The organism is Virgibacillus sp. DJP39 (assembly GCF_049310925.1).
Classification (GTDB): Bacteria; Bacillota; Bacilli; order Bacillales; family Amphibacillaceae; genus Virgibacillus_F.
On the sequence record NZ_JBMERP010000003.1, the window covers coordinates 67,399 to 93,900 of the forward strand.

The following is a 26,502-nucleotide window of genomic DNA, read 5'->3' on the forward strand; positions in this document are numbered from 1 at the left end:
CATAGTTTCAATTATTTTAGAATCATGAGAAATAAGGTCTTCTATACCTAAGATGTACATAGTTGTAACAGTTGATAATAATTGCAAAATGCTTTAAGATTATAATGAGAATAAATTGAGAATGGATATAAACAATCCATTTGAAAAATTAATATAAAAAAGTAACTGGAGGTATCGATATGGCAGGATCAACGCTAGAAATAAAGAATCTTCATGTATCAATTGAAGATAGTGAAATATTAAAAGGTGTAAACCTAACGATAAAAGGTGGCGAATTCCACGCTGTTATGGGCCCAAATGGAACTGGTAAATCGACACTAGCATCCGCAATTATGGGACATCCTAAGTACGAGATAACAGAAGGAAGTGTACATTTAGATGGCAAGGACGTTTTAGAAATGGAAGTAGATGAACGTGCTCGTGCTGGTCTATTTTTAGGTATGCAGTACCCAAGTGAGATTAGTGGTGTAACAACATCAGACTTCTTACGTTCATCTGTTAACGCACGTCGTGAAGAGGGTGATGAGATTTCTTTAATGAAATTCATTAAGGAAATGGATAGCGCACTTGATTATTTGGAAATAGATAAAAATATGGCACAACGTTACTTAAACCAAGGGTTCTCAGGCGGAGAAAAGAAACGGAATGAAATTCTTCAATTGATGATGATCAAACCAGAAATTGCAATTTTAGATGAGATTGACTCTGGACTTGATATTGATGCATTAAAAGTTGTATCAAAAGGAATTAATAAATTAAGAAGCGAAAACTTCGGTTGCTTAATTATCACACACTATCAACGTTTACTTAACTATATTACACCAGACCAGGTTCATGTTATGATGCAAGGTCGTATCGTAAAATCTGGTGGTCCTGAGCTTGCTAAACGTTTAGAAGCAGAAGGTTATGAGTGGATTAAAGAAGAATTAGGTATTGAAGATGAAACTGTAGGTCAAAAAGCGTAGAAGTTAGGAGGGGTAATATGACTGTTGAAACTAAACTGCCATATGATAAAGAATATATCAGCCAGTTTTCTAAAGATAAAAATGAACCAGAATGGATGAAATCATTACGCCTTCATGCTCTTGATCAAGCCGATACTTTAGATATGCCTAGGCCTGATAAAACAAAGATACGTAAATGGAATTTTAGTAACTTTAAGCATTCAGCTGAAGGTGAGGCAATATCGTCACTTGAAAACTTGCCGGAACAAATAAAAGACTTTATTGAAAAAGATTCAGAAAACCTTATTATTCAACGTAATCACTCAGTTGCATATGCATCTTTAAATGCAGAATTAAAAGAAAAAGGTGTAATTTTCACTGACATCTTTACAGCATTAAAAGAGCATGAAGACCTAGTGAAACGTTATTATATGAAAGATGCTGTATCTGTTGATGAGCATCGTTTAACTGCTTTACATGCAGCATTAATGAACGGCGGAATATTTGTATACGTTCCAAAAAATGTAGAGTTAGATGTGCCATTGCAAACTATTTTTTGGCAGGAAGATCCTGAAGTAGCACTTTTCAACCATGTTTTAGTTGTAGCAGATGACAATAGTTCTTTGACATATGTTGAAAATTATATTTCATCCAACCATGAGCAAGAGACTGTAGCAAACATCGTCACCGAGGTAATTGCACATAATAATGCAAAGATTTCATTTGGAGCGGTTGATAACTTTGCTGCTGGAACTACAACCTATGTTAACAGGCGTGGTATTGCATATCGTGATGCCAAAATAGACTGGGCATTAGGACAAATGAACAATGGGAATACAGTTTCGGAAAACGTTACACATTTAGTAGGTGATAACTCGGAGTCAAATGCTAAAACAGTAACAGTAGGGCACGGAAAACAAATCCAGAATTTCACTGCTAAGATTGTTCACTTTGGTAAAGCTTCTAATGGGTACATTCTACAACACGGTGTAATGAAGGATAGTGCAACTGCTATTTTTAATGGTATTGGTAAGATTGAGCATGGGGCCGCTAAATCAAACGCGGAACAAGAATCCCGTGTACTAATGTTGAGTGAAAAATCCCGCGGAGATGCAAACCCGATTCTCTTAATTGATGAAGATGATGTAACCGCAGGGCATGCTGCTTCCGTAGGTAATGTTGATCCTGTTCAATTATATTATTTAATGAGCCGAGGTATTACAAAAAAAGAAGCTGAGCGCCTGATTATTCACGGATTCTTAGCACCAGTGGTAAATCAACTGCCTATCGAATCAGTTAAAAGACAATTGACACAAGTAATTGAAAGGAAGGTTTACTAATGGATGTAAATGCCATACGTAAAATGTTTCCTATCCTTGATCAGGAAGTAAATGGACATCCTTTAGTATATCTAGACTCAGCAGCTACTTCACAAAAGCCATTACCGGTCATTGAAGCAATCGATAGCTATTATCGTATGGACAACTCGAATGTCCACCGTGGAGTACACACACTTGGTACACGTGCTACCGAAAAATATGAAGGGGCTCGTGAAAAGGTTCGTCGCTTCATCAATGCTTCGAGTACCGCAGAAATAATCTTCAATCGTGGGACGACAACATCCATTAATACTGTGGCACAAAGCTATGCCCGCCAGAATTTAAAAGAAGGCGATGAAATAGTAATCACACCGATGGAGCACCATAGCAATATCATTCCGTGGCAGCAGGCTGCTAAAGCAACTGGTGCAACCTTAAAATATATTCCACTTGAAGAAAATGGAACTATTGCACTTAAATCTGTACGTGATACAATAACTAGTAATACAAAAGTAGTTTCAGTTATGCATGTTTCCAATGTTCTTGGGACAATAAACCCAGTAAAAGAGATCGCGGAAATTGCTCACCAGAACGGAGCAATAATGCTAATTGATGGTGCACAGGGTGCTCCACATATGGCCGTTGATGTAATTGATTTGGATTGTGACTTCTATGCATTTTCCGGACATAAAATGGGTGGACCAACTGGAATTGGCGTTTTGTATGGTAAGCGTGAACTTCTGGAAAAAATGGAGCCTGTCGAATTCGGTGGAGAGATGATTGACTTTGTTAATCTATATGATTCAACATGGAAAGAACTGCCTTGGAAATTTGAAGGTGGAACTCCAATTATTGCAAGTGCCATTGGTTTGGGTGCAGCTATTGATTTCTTAAATGACGTTGGAATGGATAACATCACTCGTCATGAGCACAAATTAGCTAATTATGCACTTGAAAGCCTGCGCACTATTGATGGAATTACTATCTTTGGACCGGAAGAACGTGCCGGACTTGTTACATTTAATTTGGATGATGTTCATCCACATGACACTTCAACAGCGCTTGATGCAGAAGGTATAGCAGTACGTGCCGGACATCATTGTGCACAACCTTTAATGAAATGGTTAGACGTAACAGCAACAGCACGTGCTAGCTTTTATTTATATAACACCGAAGAAGATATTGACAAGTTAGTTTCTGGACTTGTAAAAACAAAGGAGTATTTTGGTGATGTCTTTTAATAATCTTGATACATTATATAGGCAAGTAATTATGGATCATTATAAACACCCAAGAAATCGTGGCGTTCTAGAAGGTGATGTGCTGGCGGTTGATATGAATAATCCTACTTGTGGAGATCGTATACAGTTACAGCTTAAAATCGAGGATGGAACGGTTACAGACGCGAAGTTTGATGGAGAAGGTTGTTCCATCAGCTTGTCATCGGCTTCTATGATGACACAGGCAGTAAAGGGCAAGAAATTAGACGAAGCAATAAGATTATCTAAGCTATTTTCACAGATGATGCTTGGTGAAGATGTTGACACAGAACAGTTTGGTTTAGATGACATTGAAGCATTGCAGGGCGTTACAAAATTTCCAGCCCGAATAAAATGTGCAACATTAGCTTGGAAGGCAATGGAAAAAGGCGTAAACGACGACGAGTAGTCAATTGAAATAAAGTTTCTCTCTAAAACCTGTAATTTGATTTACAAAGACCTAAAGGAGGTTTTTTACATGGCGAAAAAAGCACCTGAAATGGAAGGTTATAAATATGGATTTCATGATAAGGACGTTTCCATTTTCCGTACAGAAAAAGGATTAACACCAAACGTAGTTAAGGAAATTTCGAAAATCAAGGATGAGCCTCAGTGGATGCTTGACTATCGTTTGAAAGCACTGGAATATTTTTATAAAACGCCAATGCCACAATGGGGCGGAGATCTTTCTGAACTGAATTTTGACGAGATCATTTACTATGTTAAACCATCAGAAAGACAAGGAAAAACATGGGATGAAGTTCCTGAGGAAATTAAAGAAACATTTGATAAGCTTGGAATTCCTGAAGCAGAGCAAAAATACCTGGCGGGAGTTTCCGCACAGTATGAATCTGAGGTTGTTTACCATAGCCTGAAAAAGGAATTGTCTGATCTTGGAATTGTGTTTAAAGATACAGATACTGCACTAAGAGAGAATGAAGACCTATTTAAAGAATATTTCGGAAAAGTTATTCCTTATACCGATAACAAGTTCTCTGCTTTGAACTCAGCAGTATGGTCAGGTGGATCGTTTATTTATATTCCTAAAGGGGTAAAAACAACAACCCCTTTACAGGCTTACTTCCGTATTAATTCGGAAAACATGGGACAATTCGAACGCACACTAATCATTGTTGACGAGGGTGCATCCGTTCATTATGTAGAGGGATGTACAGCGCCAGTTTATACAACGAATTCATTGCATAGTGCGGTTGTAGAGATTTTTGTTAAAAAAGATGCTTACTGCCGTTATACAACTATTCAAAACTGGGCAAACAACGTATACAATCTGGTAACGAAGCGTGCTACATGTGATGCAAATGCTACGATGGAATGGGTCGATGGTAACATCGGTTCTAAATTAACAATGAAATACCCAGCTGTTATCCTAAAGGGTGAAGGTGCACGTGGTATGACATTATCCATTGCAATTGCAGGACGTGGCCAACACCAGGATGCTGGAGCTAAAATGCATCACTTAGCACCAAACACATCATCGACCATCGTTTCGAAATCAATTTCAAAACAAGGTGGTAAAGTAACATATCGTGGTATTGTTCACTTTGGTAAAAAAGCAGACGGCGCACGTTCTAATATTGAATGTGACACGTTAATTATGGATAATGAATCAACTTCAGATACGATTCCGTACAATGAAGTAAACAACGAAAATATTTCACTAGAGCACGAAGCAAAAGTTTCAAAGGTTTCTGAAGAGCAATTGTTCTACTTGATGAGTAGAGGAATTAGCGAGCAGGAAGCAACTGAAATGATTGTAATGGGCTTTATCGAGCCATTCACAAAAGAACTTCCAATGGAATATGCAGTGGAAATGAACCGTCTTATCAAGTTCGAGATGGAAGGTTCAATAGGTTAGAATGAAAGAAACCTTGGTATAGAGATTCAACTATACCAAGGTTTTTTCATCGTTTGATTCTGGGAAGGTTTAGTTTATTACAAGATTGACCAGTTAACGAATGCCCATATTATTTGCAGCTATCCCTTCATACGCTGAACATTATAAAATACAGTTAACTAATTCGGAAAAAGGGGATAGTGAAATGTACAAATATCTTAATGAATCAATTTCAGTAGACGAATACTTTAAAATACGTGAAAACAATGAAGTATTACTGGAATATATTGACGGATTTGTCTACATGTCACCTTCACCATCGACGGAGCATCAGCGGATATCGAATATTCTTGAAACGAAATTGAGGGTATTTCTTGAAGGAAAAGATTGCGATTTATTTCATGCTCCATATGATATTGAATTAAAAAGTGAAAAAATAGATGGAACAAAAATTGTCATTCCCGACATTAGCATAATTTATGATAAAGCGGGTTTTATCCCGGCACCCTAATTGCTAAATAAACCGGTTAATGTTGCATGTAGTGTCTTTCATATAAGCCCTGAAAAAACCCGTACGTGGTTGCGGTTTTTTTCATTTATACGATAGATCCCCGTTAAACATACTATACCGACATGCCACCTCACTTCACCTCATAATTCGAAATGGCATGAAAAGCGTGCTAAAATAGAGAATACAGGTTTTATAATCAATGGCAGACAGAAGGGGTATTAAGTGGTTTATATTATTTGTATTATCATTGGGATTTTTACCGCCTTTGCAGGCAGCTTAGTTGGACTTGGCGGTGGTATTCTACTCATACCAAGCTTATTATTTTTAAATCAAATATCAAGTGAATTTTCATGGGCTACTCCTCAAACAATTGTAGGAATTTCATTAATCGTAATGGTATTTACTGCACTTTCGTCAACAATTTTTTATTTTAGAGAAGGACGAGTTGATTATAAAACAGGTTTTCTACTTTTGTCTGGAAGCGTTCCGGGGGGAATCCTTGGTTCCTGGTTAAATCAATTTGTGGCAGAAGACGATTTTTCGTTTTATTTTGGCATTCTAATGATTGTTCTATCTTTGCTCTTTTTTATAAAAAGAAATATGTTGGGGAAACAGCCTGTTACAAAAAAAGGTTTGCGGTCTTTCCAGTTTGATGGAGTGACTTATCAATACACAGTAACTTTTTGGGTGGCTTTTATAACATCATTGGTTGTTGGAACCTTGTCAGGATTGTTTGGAATAGGTGGGGGCTCTATTATGGTGCCGCTAATGATTTTACTATTTGGTTTTCCAGTACATATAGCGATCGCTACATCGATGTTTATCATATTTTTCAGCAGCATCATTAGTGCTGGAACTCATATAATACTTGGTCATGTATCATGGGAATACGTCTTATTTTTTATCCCTGGTGCTTGGATAGGTGGAACGATTGGTGCAAAGGTTAACCAGAGGATGAATAGCAGGGCACTCGAGTGGATTTTACGTGTATTATTAATGCTAATTGGATTACGCTTAATTATTGCAGGATTGACATAAGGAGTAGTTATCATGGAGGAAAAATTATTCTTTTATTATACAAATGATTTACATAGTAATTTTGATCAATGGTCACGTGTTACTGGTTATTTAAAAGAAGCAAGAGAAGATAAAAGAATAGCTAAACAGTCCTCTTGGCTAGTTGATATAGGGGATCACGTCGATCGTGTAAATCCTATTGCTGAAGCTTTTAAAGGTAAGGCAAATGTACAGCTAATGAATGATATAGGATATGATATCGCTACATTTGGTAACAACGAAGGAATCACACTGGCTCATGAAGACTTCTATCATTTGTACGACGAAGCTGACTTTGACGTTGTTTGTGCAAATTTGAACAATATAAGAGGGGATAACCCTCAATGGGTTCAGCCCAGTGTTACGGTTAAAACTAAGGGCGGTGTTAGAATCGGTGTTTTAGGTCTAACCGCTCCTTTTAATGCATTCTATGAGCTGCTTGACTGGCATGTATCACACCCTTTTGACGTTCTGGATGCTTATGTCAGTGAACTTGCAAAGCATACAGATATTATTGTCCTACTTTCTCATTTAGGTATAACAGAAGATCGGGAAATTGCCAGAAGGTATAACGATGTTGACGTTATTATCGGTGGACACACACATCATTTGCTTCGCACTGGAGAGACGATCAACAACACCATTATTACAGCAGCTGGTAAGCATTGTGCGTTTGTTGGTGAGGTCATTTTGACTTGGGATCATAATCAGAGACAGTTAGTACGTAAAGAAGCATATACAACTGATATAACACATAGAGCCAAAGATTTACAAACAGAACAGAAACTAAATGAATTGATTAGTGAAGCTGACAAAATACTTGATGAAAAAATTACCACACTGGACAAAACGATTGAAGTTAACTGGTTTAAAAATACCCCCATAATGGAAAAACTCACAGCAACATTAAAAAAATGGACTGAAGCTGACTGTGCGATGTTAAATGCCGGCGTTTTACTTGATCAAATAGAATCTGGTGATGTGTCACTTAAAGATATTCACCGTATTTGTCCCCATCCAATTAATCCCTGTGTGGTTCAATTAAAAGGTGATGAACTAGTCGAGGTAATCCGTGCATCGTTCACCAAGGAATTTATGGAATTAAAATTAAAAGGTTTTGGGTTTCGTGGAGAAGTTCTCGGGAGAATGATCTTTGCAGGATTAGAAGTGGAAACAGAAGTCAAAAAAGATGGTCAGGAACACGTGAAAAATGTAACGATAAATAATCAACCTATTGATCACAACCATACATACCATGTCGCAACTGCAGACATGTTTACCTTTGGAAGACTTTTACCTGAGATTGCCAAGTCAGAAAGTAAACGATACTTTTTACCTGAATTTTTACGGGATTTGTTAGCTAGAACATTAAATGAAGAATACGGACAGGCAAATTAGTCGAGTAGCACCTATTTTTCCTCTGCATACACTTATAAGGTATGAAGAGGAGGAGGAGGCCAGAATGATTACCGTAAATCCTTTGGAAATTAAGGGAATGTTCTTTACCGCGATTACTGTGGAACTCCCGAAAACAAATTTATTGATGATATCAAATGATATAGGCTATATCATGTGCGGTGCATTAGATGTGGATTTGTTAAATGAGAAGCTTGCAAAACGGGAAATAATTGCAGCAAGAGCAGTTGGTGTTAAAACAATAGACGAATTATTACATGCGCCACTTGAGAAAATAACGGATGCATCAAAGGAGTATGGCTGGAAAGTAGGAATGATCGGTAAAGAAGCGCTAGGTTTAATATCTTAATCAGTATGTCTTCCACATTGGGAGACATTTTTTTGCTGATGAAAGCCAGTTTTATAGTTTTTGTAAAATTAGATGGTATTTTTTGTTGAAATTTGTTAGAATTTTGGTAAAGATGTTTCAGGATGATATTTTGGGAGATGCACAGTTAGGAGAACATTATGAGATTAGCTAATACAAAATCACTTATACCAGGCACTATTGTAGGACAAGCTGTACGAAATGAAAACGGAAGTGTTTTAATACAAAGAGGCCTAAGCCTTACTGGGAAAATGATTAACCGTCTTGTACAACAGGGGATTACATATATTTATATTGAAGATGATCTAACCAGTGATATCCATATTCCAACCGTTATATCCGAAACGACAAGAATCGATGCTACAAATACAATCAGGGATACATTTACTAGTATAAGGCAGCAGGGATTTGCAAATCGTTCTTTTATCATGGAGAAAAAAAACGGCCAAATGACAAGCGTGGTTGAACGGTTGTTAGATGAGGTTATGAATCGGGATGATGCTTTATCATTATTAGCCGATGTTTTTGTTACGGATGATTATATTTTTCAACATTCCTTAAATGTGACTATTTATGCACTTGCAATTGGTACAGAGCTTAAGTTGTCAAAAGAAAAGCTTGTTCAAATTGGTGTCGGTTCAATGCTCCATGATGTTGGGAAAATATTTATAGACCCAAAAATACTTAAAAAGCCGTCCGGGTTGTCGGACGTCGAATATGAAACAATAAAAAATCACACACAATATGGCTATGACTTTCTGCGAAAACAACATAACCTACCGCTTGTAGTTGCACATTGTGCTTTACAACACCATGAGCGCTTAGATGGTACGGGATATCCGAGAGGCATAAAGGGAGAAGACATGCATGCATACGCAAAGATAATAGCGGTTGCTGACGTGTTTGATGCTGTAACAAGTAATCGAAGCTATCGTGAAGCAATGCTGCCTCATGAAGGCCTGGAGATATTATACGCAGGTGCTGTTAATTTGTTTGACAAGGAACTAGTCGAGGCCTTTAAACGAAGTGTTGCTGTGTATCCAAATGGATTAACAGTTGAGTTAAGCGATAACAGGTTGGGAGTGGTTGTCAAACAGCACAAGCATTTATGTGATCGACCAGTTATTCGAATCATCAAAGATTCAACGCAACAGGATGTCATTCCATATGAAATTGATTTGTCAACGAGTCTTTCTATTACTGTTAAATCCTGCTTCCATCAAATAGCTTAATTTAAATTCTAACCTCCTTCATACAAGCATAACTTGTAATAAGGGGGTTTTACTTTTGATGCAACCCAAAAGATTTGTTTTTAAGAGAAAGCGCACGCCACCTCCAGTAAGATACATATTCGTTTTGACGAGTATTTTATTTGTTACAATGGTGTCGTTTAGTATTTGGTATGTTGGTAATAAAATACAACCAACCTTAATGAATATAGCGAAACCAAAAACGATTGAATTTGCGACACGTGCAATAAACGCAGCAGTTAAGTCGACTGAAGGGGTTACATTTGATAATCTTGTTGATGTTCAAAAGGATGATGAGGGATACATCACAATGGTTGATTGGAGCGGCGAAGCTCAAAATAAACTATTAAGAAAAGCAACTGAACGTGCAGAACATTTTCTTTATAATATGAATAAGGGTGAAACTGTTGATACAGATGATCCAGACTTACCACCTATAGATTATGACGATACAGCAGATGATTTAGCAGATAAAGATCCGACTGTAGTTGAGATACCAATTGGGCAGGCTACCGGAAACACTATTCTTGCTAACCTGGGCCCTAAAATACCAGTAAACTTTGAAATTGTAGGCGCCATTGAATCCGATCTAAAAATGGAAACCAAAATGATAGGAATAAATACAACGGTTTACCAATTATATGTTCTAGTTACCGCAAACGTACAGATTGTTATTCCTTTCTCAACGGAACCTGCAATTGTAGAAACGAGAATTTATATTGACTCAAGAACGATCAATTCGGAGGTCCCATTGTATTACGGTGGTGATGGTGGAGGTGATCTGCCCCCTATAGCCATTCCAAAAGAAGACTTGCAAAGTGAAGAATAACTTAGTATAATATAAAAATAATTTCATACACTAAACCTTATCAGATCGGTGAGGTAGAGGAGCAGGCAGTATCAGTAATCGATAGGAGGATGACACCTATGATCATCGACTAAAGGATTGTTTGCCGAAGCATAAGAAGTGTCAACCTTCTTGTGCTGGGATAGTTTTGAAGAAAGACTATACTGTCATGCTTAAGATTGTGCATGGAGAACTACTGATCGACATGGAGGATAACGTATATTGTAAAAACAATGGTAGGTTATTTTCTATCGTTGTTTTTTTGCGTGCTTTTTAAAGTAGTTCTCCTGTACTTTCGTATAAAATATATGGAGGTAAGAACAATGGAAGGAACAATTTATTCATTAATACCAGCAATACTTATGCTTATTTTGGTACTACTAACTAAAAGAGTTTTATTATCACTCGGAATTGGAATCGTTGTAGGGGCTTTATTTATACATGATTTTAATGTGGTAAGCTCGATTGAAGAAATATGGACAGTATTTTATCAGATTTTCTATTCAGAAGGTCTTAATATTGGAAGCTTGTTATTATTAGGATTTTTATTGCTTCTTGGGATAATGACTGCATTTCTAAGCGCATCCGGTGGAAGTCGTGCATTTGGAGAGTATATGATAAAACGGGTTAAGACTCGTACTGGTGCACAATTAATGACTGCATTCTTAGGGGTTATTATCTTTATCGATGATTATTTTAATGCTTTGGCTGTGGGGCAGATTGCTCGTCCATTAACTGACAGACATAAAGTTTCACGTGCAAAGCTAGCTTATTTTATAGACTCAACCTCAGCTCCAATAACCGTACTATCACCAATATCCAGTTGGGGTGCGTACATCATCGGAGTTTTGGGAAGTCTGTTTGTAGCAAATGGAGTAACAGATTTGCAGCCTTTAGAGGCATTCATCAAAATGATTCCTCTTAATTTTTATGCTGTTGGGGCGTTGGTATTTGTATTTTTTGCTGCTGCATTAAAAATGGATATTGGTCCAATGCGAAAGCATGAGCTTAGAGCAATTAAGAATGGACAACTAACTGATCCAGATGAAAAAAACATTCCTGGTGATTTGGGTGAGGTTTTCAATCCACACAAAAATGGACAAGTATATCATCTTATAATTCCTATTATCGTACTGGTATTCGGAACAGTTATTGCGATGATTGTCACCGGAATACAAGCGAGTACAGATGTATCCGCATTATCTATTTTTGCGAATACAAATGTTAATCTTTCATTGTTTATTGGTGGTGCACTTGCAGTTTCTTTAGCAATTATTTTTCACCTACTTCAAGAAAAGCCTAGAAATAACGGATTTAAAATTGTAGGTGAAGGCTTAAAAACCATGCTTCCTGCTATTTATATTCTATTATTAGCGTGGATGATTGGCTCTATAATTGGAACACTTGGAACTGGTGATTACCTTGCTCATTTAGTAGAAAGAGCTTCAATTGATGCTGCAATGTTACCATTCCTGTTTTTCATAATAGCAGGTCTGATGGCGTTAGCGACTGGAACTTCATGGGGAACCTTTGGAATCATGTTGCCAATTGCCGCAGAGATTATGGTGATTACAGATGTATCCTTGTTACTTCCATCCCTTGCTGCTGTTCTAGCGGGGGCAGTATTTGGTGATCATTGCTCACCAATTTCTGATACTACTATCTTGTCATCAACAGGTGCTGGGTCGAATCATATCGCCCATGTCCTAACACAGCTGCCATATGCTTGTATTGTAGCAAGTGTAGGAGCAATTAGTTTTCTGATTGTAGGATTCTCTGGTAACGTGGTATTAGCACTGATATTTACGTTGGTTTTACTAACAATAATAAGCTTCTTGATTAACAATATAAATAGAACAAAAGAATATAGTAAGTAAAATCTTAACCAAGCTGTCGATGATATTCGACAGCTTGGTTCTTTTTATTGACAAAATTTATGCAATTAGCTTTGACATCATAATAAAGTATCGTTTATAATACAAACATAAATATCTGAAAAAAGTAAACATTTATAACATTCCTTCTTAACTTTTTTCATAGGATAATTTATGGAAGGAATAAAAACTAAAAGGAGGTAGAAAAAATGGAGACAAGGTCACAGTGGGGAACAAGAGCCGGCTTTATTATGGCTGCTGTTGGTTCGGCGATTGGACTAGGAAATATCTGGCGTTTTCCAGCAGTTGCTTACGAAAATGGTGGTGGAGCTTTCTTTATTCCATACTTATTTGCACTTCTTACAGCAGGTATCCCAATCCTTATCATGGAATTTACCATGGGTCATAAATACAAGGGTTCTGCACCGTTAACGTACAGAAGAATTAATAAAAAGGCTGAATGGGTTGGCTGGTGGGCAGTTTTAGTTGCCTTTGTAATATCAACTTACTACTCGGTAATTATTGCCTGGGCAATATCCTACTCCATGTTTTCGTTTAATTTAAATTGGGGTGAAGACACACAAGCATTTCTGTATGGTGAGTATTTGAAATTATCGGTTGATCCAGGACAAACAGGAAGCTTTGTTCCAGGAGTACTCATTCCATTAATTATTGTTTGGATTGTCGTATTAGGTATTTTATTTAAAGGTGTTAAAAAAGGTATCGAAGTTGCAAACAGAATATTTATTCCAGCATTGGTAATTATATTTCTTATTATCGTAATTCGTGCAGTTACTCTACCTGGTGCATTAACAGGGTTAGAGGCATTCTTTGAACCTGACTTTAGTAAAATTCTCGATCCAACTGTATGGGTAGCAGCATATGGACAGATATTCTTCAGTTTATCAATTGCATTTGCTATCATGATTACATACTCAAGTTATCTGCCTAAAAAGTCAGATATTACCAACAACGCATTTATCACTGGTTTTGGTAATTCGAGTTTTGAATTATTGGCGGGTATTGGAGTATTTTCTGTTCTTGGTTTTATGGCTGTACAACAGGGAGTTCCAGTTGATGAAGTAGTAAAAGGCGGAGTTGGATTAGCGTTCATAGTGTTCCCGCAAATCATCAATGAGTTCCCAGCATTTAAAGAGTTATTTGGATTCCTGTTCTTTGCTTCATTAGTTTTAGCAGGTTTGACGTCTTTGATGTCTATCACTGAAACTTATGTAGCTGGTTTGGTTGACAAATTTAAAATTTCCAGAACAAAAGCTGTCTTATTTGGTGGAGGATTAGCAGCGCTTGTGTCACTCTTATTCGCGACACAAGGTGGTTTACTCTTCTTGGACGTGGCTGATTATTACATTAACCAATTTGGTGTAGCTTTTGTAGGATTAGTCGAAGTAGTTCTAATGGCGTGGGTGTTCCGTAAGCTAGGTGAATTCAAAACACATGCAAATGAAATATCTGATATACGTTTAGGATCATGGTGGACTGTGAGTTTAGGCGTCATAACACCAATTGTGCTTGGATATATGATGTTTGGATTGTTCAAAGAGAACTTATTGAAAGAATTTGACAATGCAACAGGTAACTATGGTGAATATGGAGATACATTTATCTTATTCAGTGGTTGGGCAGTTGCTGTTGGAGCAGTTATAGTTGCTATAGTGCTAGCTGTGATCAAATGGAAATCCAATCCTGAGCTTGAAGATGATTCTTCAAAAGGAGGCGAATAATATGACTGTTAGTTCAATCTTTGTCATGATATTAGGTATAGTTATCATTTGGGGAGGACTTGCTGCGAGTATTATGAATGCCGTTAAAAAAGCAAAGCAGGCAAAGGAAAGTTAATAAATTCTAAATTTAAGGAGCTATTGCGAATATCGCAATAGCTCCTCTTTATTTTTGTTTCCCCATTCTTTCCCACTTTCGTAAATAAGGATAGGGGTCAAATGACCATTCACTGTAGCCATTATCCTTATACATACCATAATGAAGATGTGGGGGGAACTTTCCGGACGTGCCTGGGGGACCGTACCCTGTTGAGCCGACGTAACCAACAACATCACCGGGCTTAACGATTTGTCCCACTTTTATATCTTTCTCATACTTAGTGAGATGAGCGTAATAATGATAGATGTTATGGACATCACGTAACCCAATTCGCCATCCACCAAATAAATTCCAACCCATTAGTTCAACCACACCATAAGTTGTAGACCTTACGGGAGTACCATAGTTTGCGAAAATATCTGTTCCTTCATGAATACGTAAACCGCCGAATCCCCGTCTGTTGCCCCAAGTATTGTTATAACTGTAATTGTAATTTGATGGCATAGGAAATGTACGGTCGGTTAATTCAATATCTTTGAATTTTTTAAAAACACGGGCGTTATTCATGATTGATTGCACATTTAAATCGCGCTTATATAAATTCCAAAGAGCTATTTTAATATCCTCATTAGAATATCCGTAATTTTGCAGGTACTTTCCCATCGTGTATAGAACATCATCTGGATTCTTTGGGTCTGCCTTTTTATCACCATTTCCATCTTTTCCAATTCCATGAAAAAGTGCAATAACACTTTCATTCTTATTATCCACATTACCAATTCCAAACCATTTGGTTGGAGTAAAAGTAATGGAAATTAGTTGATCAGATGGAACATTCTTTTGAATATTTCGTTCATACTGATCAATGGCAGCAAAATAGTACCAGGGTATTAAAGTTAAAGCTTCTGTTTTTTTGAATAATTCTATACGCTTTGCGTAAATATCTTTATCTGCATGAACAGTCTTTACATCTATTTGCGTGATGAGACCAACAAATAAGATGAGGGCTATTATTTTATAATATCTCACAATACATCATCACCTTTTTTGGTCATTTTCTTTGTCTATTCCCTGAGGTGACCTTTTCATTTCTTGAACAATAGACGTAATCGTGTTTCTGTATTCTCCACCTTGTGGTGTACTATTATGCAAGCTACGGATATCGGCAATTAAATCTCTATCATTAGAAACGTATACCTCAAAATAACTAGGCATGGCAGCAATAGCAGTTTGTTTAGCAATATCTGAAGCTACATCTTCCTCTAGGTCATCGTTGTTGACATAAGCTATTAATACCTCTCTATCCGTAACCAAAGTGGCTACCTCATTAATTCCCTCAGTACGTAATATAATTCGTGTAATCATATCTGCTATCTTGTGTCGATCCATGGTCACAGCATGACCTTTTTCATCGTTGGTGTTTACCTGGTCCCTTGTGTAATGAACGAAACCAAGTCGATTTTCCTCTTCATTGGAAGTGGGGGTTTCGTCGTTTCTATTAGGGTCCAATTCGTTTCTAATCTGCTCCCCTTGATCAGCCTCTTCGTTTGTACCGCATGCTGTTAAGAATGTCATACATAATAAAAGAGCCAATGCGAACTTTTTATACATTATTCATCCCGCCTTTTTGTGTAGGTTTTATTGCGTTATTTTGCTACATGAAAAAGTTTTCATTCATCATTAGAAAGAATCTTCGCATGTAAATTAAGGATAAAATCTGGTTATAACGGAGAACTTTATGGTAAACTGTAAACAGTTAGGTGGGGGTGAAACAGGTGATTGAATTGCATGGAAAGACGTATGAAATAATTGAAAATATAAAGGAAGGTTATGATGCAGAACGCTTAGAAGAGCGATTCTCTGACATTCTAACCAAATACGACTTTATTGTTGGAGATTGGGGTTATGATCAGCTTCGTTTAAGAGGCTTTTACGATGACCAAAACACGAAAGCAGCCTTTGATTCAAAAATAAGTACACTGGACGATTATTTGTATGAGTACTGTAATTTTGGATGTGCCTATTTCGTTCTAAAAAGAATAGATAAGTAATAGCGGTAGTGAAAATAAAAACTACCGCTATTCTTCTGGCCGGACTTCTCCACCCTCATCGTCATGGATTGGATGCGCTCCAGGTGTTTGTCTTGGTAAATCATCATGTTGTTCCTTATCTGGAAAGACAAAAGCACTTTGCCTAAACTGTCCTTCTTCCCACTCGGTCGATTTACTTTGGACTGGTTCCCCCTGATTAATAGGAGATCCCAGTGGACCTTCAGGAAATTCCTCAGGTATTAATTCACTTCTTTGCCTCTTTACATTATCAACTTCAGAGTAATTTTTTTTTCTTTTTCTCTTCATGGTATATCACCCTTTCAGAATTATGTTTTGTTTGATTGTCTATTTTTATTCCATTTTTAAACATGAAAGATTGATTTATTACCTAATTCATAAAAAGCTTTTCTCAATAAGTGAGTAAAAAACCGAAAGGACATTCTAAAGGTGTTAGTGCACTTTAGTAATCATTGTGATATTAGATAAACAAAAAAACGTCGACCACATAGGTCGGCGTTGTCTTAGTTTATAGTAAATCTCTAAGTATTTTCCGCAATTCATCTGCTTCTATTTCTGTAACGTGGAAAGAGTGTTCTATTCCACCTTCATTTGAAAAATCCTCTTTGCTTAACACAGCATAGCGGTTTTTTTGTAAGTCAATTACTACCTTTTTGTCTTGTTCACGAGCGTTTGTGATGGCGAAATCATATCTGCGAAAGTTCCCCATAAAACTTAAGTAGCGAACTTCTTGCTCCAGCGATTCATCTTTTAAAAGTTTATAGTTTTTAGCCATGAAAATCCTCCTTTAATAAAGTGCGACTAGAATATTACTTGGGTCATCACATTTATCTCCACTATAACATGTTTTATTTTTGCAATCATTGTATGATATATTTGGAGTATCAAGAACGGTGGAGGTTTTTTTATGTATTTCGTTGACCGAAGTAAAATAGAACAAACATTAACATACATGGATAGCTTGCTTCAGGAACTTTGGAACCAATCTTTTGAATCCTTTCAGGAAAAGCTATTGTTGGAGAGAATTACACAAATGATTATTGAATCAATGCTAGATGTTGGGAATATGATGATTGATGGGTTTATCATGCGGGATCCTGGAAGTTATGAGGACATTATAGACATTCTTGTAGATGAAAAGGTACTGCCTTCTAATGATCAGGATGGTTATAAAAAGGTAGTAAGACTGCGCACGCTACTTGTTAAAGAGTATTTGAACATAGATCATGAAAAAGTAAAAAGTATCACCACAGAAAATAAACAGTTACTAAACCAATTTGGCGATCGGGTTCGTACTTATTTGGAAAACGAGCTTGGTGTTGCTAACGCGTTCTCAAATGAATGAAATGAGGGTTATTTAGGTGAAGAATTATCAAGGTTATTTGGTTGATCTAGACGGAACAATGTATCAAGGAGAAGCAAGGATCCATGCTGCTAAAGAATTTGTGGATTTTTTACATGAAAATAATCTTCCACATTTATTTTTAACTAATAACTCTTCTAAAACACAGTTGGAAATTGCCGAAAAGTTAAACAAGATGGACATACGTGCAACTGAAAAACATATATTCACCTCTAGTATGGCAACAGCTAGCTATATTGCCAGCCAAAATCAGGGTAGGCGTGTATTTGTTATTGGTGAGAGAGGTCTTCATGAGGCGATTGAAGAGAAAGGTTTAATAATAACTGAAGAGAATCCCGACTTTGTAGTAATTGGAATTGATCGAGAAATTACATATGAGAAACTAACGAAAGCTTGTTTATTTGTTCGAAACGGTGCTACATTTGTTTCAACAAATAGTGATGTAGCAATTCCCACAGAGCGTGGGCTGGTCCCGGGAAATGGAGCACTTACCTCTGTTATTACTGTAAGCGCCGGAGTTGAACCAATTTTCATTGGGAAACCTGAACCTATTATTATGGAGCAAGGATTAAAAACACTCGGTTTATCAAAGGATGCGACATTAATGGTTGGCGACAATTACCACACAGACATAATGGCTGGAATTCAGGCTGGCGTAGACACATTAATGGTGTTTACAGGTGTCACCCGCTTTAAGGACTTTCCTGATTTACCAAAGAAACCAACCTATCATGTACAAAATTTAAGTGAATGGTTAGTGACATAAAAAAAAAGCTGCCTACCTGAGTGAATACCCCGGTAGGCAGCTTTACTTATATTTTAATCATCTAACATTTCAGCATCCCGTGTCCCATGTGCTAATCTACTTGAGGCTGCAGCTGCAATTGCGCCAACAATATCATCTAAAAAGGTATGACATTCTCCTGTTGATTTATCATTTAACCGCTCAAGAATTCCTGGTTTTTGTTTATCAATATAACCATAATTAGTAAACCCTATTGATCCATAAACATTAACGATTGATAAGGCAATAATCTCATCTACACCATATAGACTTTCATCTGTTTCAATTGTTTGTTGAAGTGGAAAATCCAACATTTTTTGCTCTGCTAGTTTGTCTAATTGAATACCAGTAAGTACTGCATTTTGAACCTCGCGCTTTGTTAAAACACGATCCACATTGTGAAGACAATCTTCCATACTCAAATCATCATGATATTTTGATTGCAAATAATAAACCAGCTCAGCAATATCATCTAAGGTAACACCTCGTTCAGTTAACCATTCACGTGCTTTTAATTCTAATTGATCTTGATTTGTATTTTCATCCATTAAAATCACCTACTCTTACGTATTTTTGACCATTTGTAATACATATACTTATTGTAAATGTGAAAAGGGGGAAATATGTGCGAAACTTACTTACTACTTATTATGGTATCCAAACAGAAGGAACTTGTTTTTTGGATGGAGCAGAGGGTTATATCGGCAACGAATACATTTATTTTATCATTCCTGCTGTAAACAATGAAACTATTCATGCAGAACAGCTCTCATTAGCGTATTACCTTTTTGAGAACGGATTAAACAATATTGCTGTACCAGTTCAAAATATTAATGGAGATTGGGTTACTTTATTTATGGGTGAGGAATATATTGTAACCAAAACACAACATATAAATCAACAAAACAGATTAGAACATGGACAGTATTTAGCCAATTTCCATCGAATAGGGGCAGGCTATCCATATGAACCACAGGATTTTTCAAGCTATGGGGAATGGAAACAGCTATGGATAAACAAATTAACTGCCTTTGAGCAAAAGGTGGATCAGGATGAACTGATGTACCAATCATCCTATCACCGGAAACTTTCCGATCTGTTTCCTTATATTATTGGTATTAGTGAAAATGCGATTCAATATTTACAGGAAACCGAATTTGATAATCGTTTTCATGATGGTGATAGAGGGGCAATAACCTTCAGACGTTACACAAATCAGTGCAGCAGGGATATAATTTGGCATGGTAATTTTATTGTTGACCATCCAGTACGTGATCTAGCAGAATACATAAGATATTGTGTTCTGTATCAAGGGGATAGCGGGAGGGATAATGTTGTTAAATTCCTCCATGTGTACCAACGTGAGCAACCACTTTCCGTATTTAGCTGGCGATTATTGTACGCACGTCTTCTTTACCCAGTTCATTTTTTTGATTTGATGGAAAAAGGCTTTACCTCGACTTCGCATGATTCGTTATTAACTAGTTTGAACGATTTACAACAAAAACAATTACGTTACGAAAAGTTTATGGGTGAGTTTTTTCAACTAGTTGAGGTTAATCATGACATTTGGAAAATACCTGTGGTAGACTGGTTATAAGAAATAAAGAGTAGCGGCATTTACTAAGATTTATACGTGTTAGATAAATAAAAAAAGGCAAACATACAGATGTTTGCCTCCAATCTATTGTATTAAAATACTTGTTCGATTTCTCTAACTCCAGGAACTTCAGCAATTAATGCGCGTTCGATTCCAGCTTTTAACGTGATTGTTGAACTTGGGCAGTTACCACATGCACCCATCAAACGAAGAAGTACAATGCCATCCTCATCAACATCTATTAACTCCACATCTCCACCGTCACGAAGTAAAAATGGGCGTAATTTATTTAAGACTTCTTGGACTTGTTCTTGCATTATTCATCTTCCCCTTTCATATTTCCATTATAAGATGAATGACTAAAAAAATCTATTGTTAATATATATTATATCATTAATAGATGGTTATATTTTATCTTTTTTAGAAGGTTTTGTAAAATATAAGTAACTAAATAGTAGGGAGGCTATCATGGTGGATGAAAAAGCTGTAATTACAGTTTATGGGGCGGAACAGATATGTGCCAGCTGTGTAGGTGCCCCAGGGTCAAAGGACACATATGAATGGTTGCAGGCAGCGATAGGCAGAAAGTATATAGACAATGTAGTTGGTTACAATTATATTAATATTAATGAACCTCAAGCAGACCAAAAACACAGTGATTTTATTGAAAGAATTTTTTCTGAGGATTTATTTTATCCGATTGTGTTTGTAAATGAAGAAATGGTCGCAGAGGGGATACCGCGTTTGAAAACGATTTATCAGGCATTAGACAAATATGAAATTCCATTACAGTTGAAATAAATTTATAGCAATAAGTTGAATAGTAATGCAACAGTTTGTATAATTAAAGGTAAAGAGGAGGGGACGACATGGTTGTTACATTTACTGACAATGCAGTAGGACAGATTAGAGAAATGATGCAAGACGAATCAGAAGATGTTCGTCTACGCTTTGGAATAAAAGGTGGCGGCTGTAGTGGATTATCCTATTCTTTAGGATTTGATTATGACATTAATGCCGAATTGGATATGGTTGATGAAATTAATGGTGTTCCTGTTGTGATTTTTAAACAGGATATCCCTATTATAGAAGGAACGAAAATTGATTTTAAACAAAATATGATGGGCGGCGGATTTAGCATCGATAATCCGAACGCTATGGTTAGCTGTGGTTGTGGATCATCGTTTAAAGCGAAAGATCGCGCGGGCGCACCGGAAAAATGTTAGCGGTGTGACAACGTTTTGTGAAGGTTTTCTAATCGTAGTATCATTCGGTAAACCTAAACGGAAACAAATCGTAAAGGTTGCGGACTACACTAGTTTAACCGAGCATATCGACAGTTCAAACGAATATAAACAACCGTTATATAGACGTTTTGCGGTTGTTAATAACGATAAGTAAGACTTTCTTAGCGCTAAATTTAGGCGTTGGGGAGGTCTTTTTTTGTGTCTTTAAAGAAACGCAAGAGAATCACAAAACTAGCGGAACCTGTAAAGGATTTTCCGAACTTGACGCAAACACAAGCGATTGACATTGTTATTAGCGGAAAGCGAACGGAAGGTGTAAGGGACCGCACTATTAAAGATTACGTTAAGATGTGGGAATATTTCACGAAGTGGCTAAACGATAACTACATAGTGGACTATGTAAACGACTTAACGGCGGAGGAATTTCGGAATTATATAAATTACATGAAGTACGACAAGCGCAAGTATGCGGGACACAAGTATATAGACGGTGATAAGCAAGCGATCGGATTGTCCGACACGACGATAAATATTAACTTGCGATGTTTGAAGGCGTTGTTTAATTACTTATATCGCGAGGGCTTGCTCGAAGTGAATCCGATAGAAAACGTTAGGTTACTACGTCAGGACAACGTAAACGACTTAACCAACCCGTTAACAAATGACGAGGTGAAGGATATTTTAGCACTACCAAACAAGCGTGATTTCGTGGGTTACCGTGACTTTGTAGCTATTAACACCTTGTTAGATAGTGGCCTACGTATTCGTGAATTACTTTCATTACGTGCGGAAGACGTGGATATAAAGACACGGTTTATTACGATTAAGTCTAGCGAAAGCAAGAGCCGTAATTTCCGATTAGTTCCTATATCTACGCACGTAGCGAAGTTGCTATTGCAATTAATAACGGAAACCAAGACGCATTTTAAAACGGATAGGATTTTCTTATCTAGTTACGGGGAGCCGTTAGGAGCGAATCACTTTAATAAACGGTTGAAATATTACGCAGAAAAGGCAGGAGTTAAGAACAAGAAGGTTACGGCACACGTCTACCGCCATACATGGGCCAAGAATATGATACTTAACGGTTGCGACGCCTTCACGTTGCAGAAAATCGGCGGCTGGGCAGATATACGTACAATGCGCCGGTATATACAAATGGACGTATCAGAAATGAGAGAAAGCCACGACCAGTTTTCACCGGTCAATACGATGTTTAATAAACGTAAATAAAAAAGTGAAGGAGGTAATCAAGTGGACAAACGAATTGCATTTTATACAAAAAAAGTAGCGCAATACGGATCGACTCATGTTAGCAAACGCAGGAACCAATACCGTTATGACCGACTCATGCAGTACAAATCGAAGTTGAACGAACTAGCAAAGTAAAAATCACACAAAAAAAAGGCGCTATACCCAAACGTCGAAACGTAAGAATACACCACCTAGTCACGTAGGTATATCTTATAAAATTTAAGTGTATTTGTCAATTCGGAGGGTTTAACACAAAAACAGAACATACGTTTGTTTTATAGCGCCCTAATCGGAGGGCAACGACATGCAACCTAAAACTTACGAGTCATTAACATTCGAGAATATCGAGCAATACCGCACGTTTGAAACTAAGCACGAAATGGACGTTAAAATATATGAATACATTGAACGGTTACGCACGGACGAGCAGCCGGAATCAGTAATAGAAGTATTACGTTTCTTTGGGCGGTGTAGCTTACGAGTTAAAGGCGTTAGTTTCGCTAAGTATCAAACAATAGCGGACAGTATAGGCAAGTCCGTAAGCACCGTCAAAAGGTCGGTCAAGGTACTTAAAGAGTACTGCATGATCGAGTGTGTTCCGACTATTAAGAAGTGGCTAGGACGTGGCAAAAGCCGTAGAAAGTCAGTTAATATTATTCAGATTTTATCGCAGATGAACCGACAGAATGAACCCACAGCAGAACTCAAAGAAACTAGCACGGACGCGCCTTCCAACGTTGAAAAGGAAGTCGAACCATCTGTATTAAATCATTCAAATACTAATACCTACGTACTAGAGACGGGAGTGACGTTAAACTCGGCCAGGGCGATTAAGAACGCTATACCGGAAGTAATTTATAACACGTTAAACCCGTTCTTCAACGCCAAGGATTTACAGCGATTGACTGGCGTTGTGTTCCGTGCTAAGACGTCTAAATTACATATAGAAAGCTATTCAGACGCATTTACAGACGCTCTACTCGACGTTATAAGACGTTACAAGGAAGGCACTATATCGAACCTTGACGGCTATTTGTACGCAACTATAAAACGATTAAGTAGACGGCTATTTCTTGCGAGTTAATGTGTAAAGTATAAAAACTTGACGGCCATGCGCGAGTTTAGTCGTAAATTCACGTGTGATTTAGTGTGATAAAGCGTGTGTTACTTTTAGTAAGTGTATGAGATTACACGTATCTTCACGTATGTGAAACGTTGGGGGTACAGAGTGGCGGTTTTTCCGTTCACCAGCCGTCCTTGCCGAAAAATACGAGGGTGCTGCTTGGTATAACCGGACAAAACGCGGGATCAGTGACGCTTGGCAACCGTGTCCGCAAAAGTATACATATATGAACATGACGAACTTAGCCGTTCCGCCGTTCATAAAAGTATTACGCTCGATTACATGAAAGTTCGTATAAATATTGACATTTTACGAACGATAAGTTATACTGAACGTACCATAAATTAATCGGAGGTAATCGTACATGAGTGAGGACAAAACATTCGCATATATTCGAGTATCAAGCAAGGATCAGAACGAAGCTAGGCAAGTCGATACTATGCAACGGTTAGGCGTCAACGAACGGGACGTATACGTCGATAAGGTTAGCGGTAAGAACACGAATAGACCGCAATACCAAGCGTTAAAGACGCAAGCACGGAAGGGTGATACAGTTATATTCGACAGTATAACTCGTATGAGCCGGAACATGAACGACATAAAGGCAGAGTTTAAATATTTTGTTGACAAAGGCGTATCGTTACAATTCGTTCACGAACCTATGTTAAACACGACAGCCACGGACGAGAACGGCGACGTATTACAACGTGCTATATCCGATATAATTCTAACGTTACTATCCGCATTTGCAGAGAAGGAACGGACAGACATAAACGAACGCCAAGCAGAAGGAATCGCAGCAGCTAAACGCAACGGGAAACAGTTAGGACGTCCAACAGTAACATATAACACGCTTACCAAGGAACAACGTGACTTATTCAACGTACAGTATAGACGTTGGAAAGAAGGCGCACAGACCGCCGTAGAAACAATGAATAACGTAGACATGAAGAAAACAACGTTTTATAAGATTGTAAAGGAATATGAAGGGTTAATCGGAACGTAAGCACAGACGCAAACAGCCACAGGAACGCCACACACCGCCATACAACAGCATATGAGAAGTAATAGATTTATAGGTCGTTAGTCTACGTATAGCCTTTATACGTGTTACTGACGGCCTTTTTGTGTTGACGGATTACAACGGCAAGGCAAGAGTGTTATGGGGGTGGGGTATCTCGGAAAGACTGGCTGCCGGGCGCTTGAAAATTTACGTTAAAATTTTGTATGTCGAGGGCCAAAAGTTCATAAATTTGTCACAAAGGCACTGCACTGCAGGTATGGCATACGATTAAAGGCTATAACTCGGGAGCAGTGTCGGGCCATTGTCCTGTATATTTGGATGCAAATTTAAGGAGGCGTTATGAAATGGAAATCACAAACATTAAACTTACAGAAATCATTGCAAATCCAAACCAACCACGGAAAAACTTTGATGATCAGGCACTCCAAGAGTTGTCCGATTCAATAAAAATTGACGGGCTTATGGCACCGATAACGGTTCGAATCATGCAACATGACACAATGGGCTATGAAATCGTACAAGGTGAACGGCGCTATAGAGCATCGAAAATTGCAGGCTTAACAGAGATTCCCGCATTTATTCAGGAATTAACCGACGAGGATGCGTTCCACCTATCTGTTATCGAGAATATCCAACGTGAACAATTAACGGCGTTAGAAGAAGCGCGGGCATTTCAAAGTTACGTTGAACTCGGTTATAAGCATGGTCAAATAACAGAAAAGGTAAGCAAAAGCCGGACATATATAACGAGTAGGCTTCGGTTGTTGAAATTATTACCGGAAATACAGGACATGATTGCAGAAGGTAAGTTAACAGGAGGACATGCGATACAGATTTTAAAACTTCAGAATGACTTGCCAGGTAAGCGGGATAATGAAAAACCATTCGAATACGCGCAGGAAATATTGGTAGCGGAATATGAGGGAGTGGATAAAGTTTCTGTCAGTGAAGTTAAACAGGCTGGTGAAAAGATAAAACAAGGGTTTATCATTGCCATTTTAGATGTGTTTAATAAGGTGTGCAAAAAATTAAAATCGTTGGATTTGTGTGACGAAACCGGAATAGACATAACGGACATTAAAAAAAGTCATTTAGAATCGGCGGCAGAGTATGAAATCAAAATGATGAATCCAGGTGAAAAGAAATCAGAAGTATATGAAAAGTATGAGGCAATTGAAGAAGAAATACTAAACAGTTCCTATGATGAACTGATGGATAAATGGGTAGACGGATTATTAAAGCTTCGAGAAGAATCCATTAAAAAGTCTATGGAAACCTTACGGCAAACACAGATAGATTTAGTCAAATCATACCGTGATGCTGCGGAGTTAAACACAAGTGGACAAAAACAAGAATTAAAAGATAAGGCAGATTATATTGAGAAGATGACGTTTGAAGATTTCAACGACTATATACTTGAAAGCTTCCTACCAAAAAGTGTCACGTGACACAATCGTAATTGTAAACGTAAATGGCCTAATCTTATTGGTGGTTGGTCATT

Annotated in this window: 31 protein-coding genes and 1 riboswitch; of the genes, 25 read left to right on the plus strand and 6 right to left on the minus strand. The window is 37.5% G+C overall.

From position 1 onward, the window contains the following. Window positions 1–179 precede the first annotated feature (179 nt). The 14 genes from sufC (at window position 180) to ACOI1D_RS02240 (ending at window position 14,555) form a co-directional block, all read left to right on the plus strand. The gene (sufC, locus tag ACOI1D_RS02175) at window positions 180–965 is read left to right on the plus strand and encodes a Fe-S cluster assembly ATPase SufC (protein ID WP_422498887.1); all 786 of its coding nucleotides are present in this window, start codon (window positions 180–182) and stop codon (window positions 963–965) included. 17 nt (window positions 966–982) lie between these two features. Further along, the gene (sufD, locus tag ACOI1D_RS02180; RefSeq protein ID WP_422498889.1) at window positions 983–2,284 is read left to right on the plus strand and encodes a Fe-S cluster assembly protein SufD; all 1,302 of its coding nucleotides are present in this window, start codon (window positions 983–985) and stop codon (window positions 2,282–2,284) included. Further along, on the plus strand, window positions 2,284–3,504 hold the full coding sequence (locus tag ACOI1D_RS02185; protein ID WP_422498891.1) for a cysteine desulfurase: 1,221 nt from the start codon (window positions 2,284–2,286) through the stop codon (window positions 3,502–3,504). The genes sufD and ACOI1D_RS02185 overlap by 1 nt, the downstream gene beginning before the upstream one ends. Continuing rightward, window positions 3,494–3,931: a Fe-S cluster assembly sulfur transfer protein SufU gene (gene sufU / locus ACOI1D_RS02190; RefSeq protein WP_422498893.1), complete on the plus strand. Its 438-nt coding sequence runs from the start codon at window positions 3,494–3,496 to the stop codon at window positions 3,929–3,931. The genes ACOI1D_RS02185 and sufU overlap by 11 nt, the downstream gene beginning before the upstream one ends. Before the next feature lie 69 nt (window positions 3,932–4,000). Next, window positions 4,001–5,398 (plus strand): Fe-S cluster assembly protein SufB, encoded by a 1,398-nt coding sequence (sufB, locus tag ACOI1D_RS02195; RefSeq protein ID WP_422498895.1) that lies wholly within the window; start codon window positions 4,001–4,003, stop codon window positions 5,396–5,398. Window positions 5,399–5,582: 184 nt separating this feature from the next. Then, window positions 5,583–5,888, plus strand: a complete 306-nt coding sequence (locus ACOI1D_RS02200; protein ID WP_422498897.1) for a Uma2 family endonuclease — start codon at window positions 5,583–5,585, stop codon at window positions 5,886–5,888. A 222-nt stretch (window positions 5,889–6,110) separates the two neighbouring features. Then, window positions 6,111–6,926 (plus strand): sulfite exporter TauE/SafE family protein, encoded by an 816-nt coding sequence (locus ACOI1D_RS02205; protein ID WP_422498899.1) that lies wholly within the window; start codon window positions 6,111–6,113, stop codon window positions 6,924–6,926. Between the two features lie 12 nt (window positions 6,927–6,938). Then, the gene (locus ACOI1D_RS02210) at window positions 6,939–8,342 is read left to right on the plus strand and encodes a bifunctional metallophosphatase/5'-nucleotidase (protein ID WP_422498901.1); all 1,404 of its coding nucleotides are present in this window, start codon (window positions 6,939–6,941) and stop codon (window positions 8,340–8,342) included. A gap of 64 nt (window positions 8,343–8,406) precedes the next feature. After that, window positions 8,407–8,709, plus strand: coding sequence for a YunC family protein (locus ACOI1D_RS02215; protein ID WP_422498903.1), 303 nt, complete (start codon window positions 8,407–8,409; stop codon window positions 8,707–8,709). Between the two features lie 158 nt (window positions 8,710–8,867). Then, a complete protein-coding gene (locus ACOI1D_RS02220; RefSeq protein ID WP_422498905.1) occupies window positions 8,868–9,959 on the plus strand; it encodes an HD-GYP domain-containing protein in 1,092 nt (363 codons plus the stop codon). 58 nt (window positions 9,960–10,017) lie between these two features. Continuing rightward, a complete protein-coding gene (gene yunB, locus ACOI1D_RS02225) occupies window positions 10,018–10,806 on the plus strand; it encodes a sporulation protein YunB (protein ID WP_422499008.1) in 789 nt (262 codons plus the stop codon). Window positions 10,807–10,852: 46 nt separating this feature from the next. Next, window positions 10,853–11,028, plus strand: a riboswitch (Lysine riboswitch). Between the two features lie 119 nt (window positions 11,029–11,147). After that, window positions 11,148–12,701 carry a Na+/H+ antiporter NhaC family protein gene (locus ACOI1D_RS02230; protein ID WP_422498906.1) on the plus strand — a complete coding sequence of 518 codons (1,554 nt, stop codon included), beginning with the start codon at window positions 11,148–11,150 and terminating at the stop codon, window positions 12,699–12,701. Between the two features lie 206 nt (window positions 12,702–12,907). Then, entirely contained in the window at window positions 12,908–14,440 is a 1,533-nt protein-coding gene (locus ACOI1D_RS02235; RefSeq protein WP_422498908.1) for a sodium-dependent transporter, read from the plus strand. 1 nt (window position 14,441) lies between these two features. Further along, on the plus strand, window positions 14,442–14,555 hold the full coding sequence (locus ACOI1D_RS02240; RefSeq protein WP_422498909.1) for a methionine/alanine import family NSS transporter small subunit: 114 nt from the start codon (window positions 14,442–14,444) through the stop codon (window positions 14,553–14,555). A 48-nt stretch (window positions 14,556–14,603) separates the two neighbouring features. Here ACOI1D_RS02240 and ACOI1D_RS02245 read toward each other — a convergent pair whose 3' ends face one another. Further along, a complete protein-coding gene (locus ACOI1D_RS02245; protein ID WP_422498910.1) occupies window positions 14,604–15,566 on the minus strand; it encodes a M23 family metallopeptidase in 963 nt (320 codons plus the stop codon). A 9-nt stretch (window positions 15,567–15,575) separates the two neighbouring features. Continuing rightward, window positions 15,576–16,148 (minus strand): YhcN/YlaJ family sporulation lipoprotein, encoded by a 573-nt coding sequence (locus tag ACOI1D_RS02250; RefSeq protein ID WP_422498911.1) that lies wholly within the window; start codon window positions 16,146–16,148, stop codon window positions 15,576–15,578. Window positions 16,149–16,312: 164 nt separating this feature from the next. On the opposite strand from ACOI1D_RS02250, the gene ACOI1D_RS02255 reads away from it, so the two are divergent. Continuing rightward, window positions 16,313–16,588: a YutD family protein gene (locus ACOI1D_RS02255; RefSeq protein ID WP_422498912.1), complete on the plus strand. Its 276-nt coding sequence runs from the start codon at window positions 16,313–16,315 to the stop codon at window positions 16,586–16,588. A 27-nt stretch (window positions 16,589–16,615) separates the two neighbouring features. On the opposite strand, the gene ACOI1D_RS02260 is transcribed toward ACOI1D_RS02255, so the two are convergent. Both ACOI1D_RS02260 and ACOI1D_RS02265 read right to left on the minus strand, forming a co-directional pair. After that, entirely contained in the window at window positions 16,616–16,894 is a 279-nt protein-coding gene (locus ACOI1D_RS02260) for a hypothetical protein (protein ID WP_422498913.1), read from the minus strand. Window positions 16,895–17,114: 220 nt separating this feature from the next. Next, complete coding sequence (locus tag ACOI1D_RS02265; protein ID WP_422498914.1) at window positions 17,115–17,381, minus strand: SAV0927 family protein; 267 nt, start codon at window positions 17,379–17,381, stop codon at window positions 17,115–17,117. Window positions 17,382–17,513: 132 nt separating this feature from the next. On the opposite strand from ACOI1D_RS02265, the gene hepT reads away from it, so the two are divergent. Continuing rightward, window positions 17,514–17,951, plus strand: a complete 438-nt coding sequence (gene hepT / locus ACOI1D_RS02270; protein WP_422498915.1) for a type VII toxin-antitoxin system HepT family RNase toxin — start codon at window positions 17,514–17,516, stop codon at window positions 17,949–17,951. A gap of 16 nt (window positions 17,952–17,967) precedes the next feature. Further along, window positions 17,968–18,735, plus strand: coding sequence for a TIGR01457 family HAD-type hydrolase (locus ACOI1D_RS02275; RefSeq protein WP_422498916.1), 768 nt, complete (start codon window positions 17,968–17,970; stop codon window positions 18,733–18,735). Window positions 18,736–18,788: 53 nt separating this feature from the next. On the opposite strand, the gene ACOI1D_RS02280 is transcribed toward ACOI1D_RS02275, so the two are convergent. After that, window positions 18,789–19,301 (minus strand): phosphatidylglycerophosphatase A, encoded by a 513-nt coding sequence (locus tag ACOI1D_RS02280; RefSeq protein ID WP_422498917.1) that lies wholly within the window; start codon window positions 19,299–19,301, stop codon window positions 18,789–18,791. Window positions 19,302–19,378: 77 nt separating this feature from the next. Here ACOI1D_RS02280 and ACOI1D_RS02285 point away from each other — a divergent pair, with 77 nt between their 5' ends. Beyond that, window positions 19,379–20,353, plus strand: coding sequence for a hypothetical protein (locus ACOI1D_RS02285; RefSeq protein WP_422498919.1), 975 nt, complete (start codon window positions 19,379–19,381; stop codon window positions 20,351–20,353). Between the two features lie 92 nt (window positions 20,354–20,445). Here ACOI1D_RS02285 and ACOI1D_RS02290 read toward each other — a convergent pair whose 3' ends face one another. Next, window positions 20,446–20,670, minus strand: a complete 225-nt coding sequence (locus ACOI1D_RS02290; protein ID WP_422498920.1) for a NifU family protein — start codon at window positions 20,668–20,670, stop codon at window positions 20,446–20,448. 151 nt (window positions 20,671–20,821) lie between these two features. Between ACOI1D_RS02290 and ACOI1D_RS02295 the strand changes: the two genes are divergently transcribed. The 7 genes from ACOI1D_RS02295 to ACOI1D_RS02325 all read left to right on the plus strand — a co-directional run bounded on the left by ACOI1D_RS02295 (window position 20,822) and on the right by ACOI1D_RS02325 (window position 26,449). Next, window positions 20,822–21,154 (plus strand): YuzD family protein, encoded by a 333-nt coding sequence (locus ACOI1D_RS02295; protein ID WP_422498921.1) that lies wholly within the window; start codon window positions 20,822–20,824, stop codon window positions 21,152–21,154. A 68-nt stretch (window positions 21,155–21,222) separates the two neighbouring features. Beyond that, window positions 21,223–21,579, plus strand: coding sequence for a HesB/IscA family protein (locus ACOI1D_RS02300; RefSeq protein WP_422498923.1), 357 nt, complete (start codon window positions 21,223–21,225; stop codon window positions 21,577–21,579). A gap of 219 nt (window positions 21,580–21,798) precedes the next feature. Further along, entirely contained in the window at window positions 21,799–22,833 is a 1,035-nt protein-coding gene (locus tag ACOI1D_RS02305) for a tyrosine-type recombinase/integrase (RefSeq protein WP_422498924.1), read from the plus strand. Between the two features lie 21 nt (window positions 22,834–22,854). Next, the gene (locus ACOI1D_RS02310) at window positions 22,855–22,989 is read left to right on the plus strand and encodes a hypothetical protein (protein WP_422498925.1); all 135 of its coding nucleotides are present in this window, start codon (window positions 22,855–22,857) and stop codon (window positions 22,987–22,989) included. A 538-nt stretch (window positions 22,990–23,527) separates the two neighbouring features. Next, a complete protein-coding gene (locus ACOI1D_RS02315) occupies window positions 23,528–23,938 on the plus strand; it encodes a hypothetical protein (protein ID WP_422498926.1) in 411 nt (136 codons plus the stop codon). Between the two features lie 403 nt (window positions 23,939–24,341). Then, the gene (locus ACOI1D_RS02320; protein ID WP_422498927.1) at window positions 24,342–24,983 is read left to right on the plus strand and encodes a recombinase family protein; all 642 of its coding nucleotides are present in this window, start codon (window positions 24,342–24,344) and stop codon (window positions 24,981–24,983) included. A gap of 362 nt (window positions 24,984–25,345) precedes the next feature. After that, entirely contained in the window at window positions 25,346–26,449 is a 1,104-nt protein-coding gene (locus tag ACOI1D_RS02325) for a ParB/RepB/Spo0J family partition protein (protein ID WP_422498928.1), read from the plus strand. Window positions 26,450–26,502: the final 53 nt, after the last annotated feature.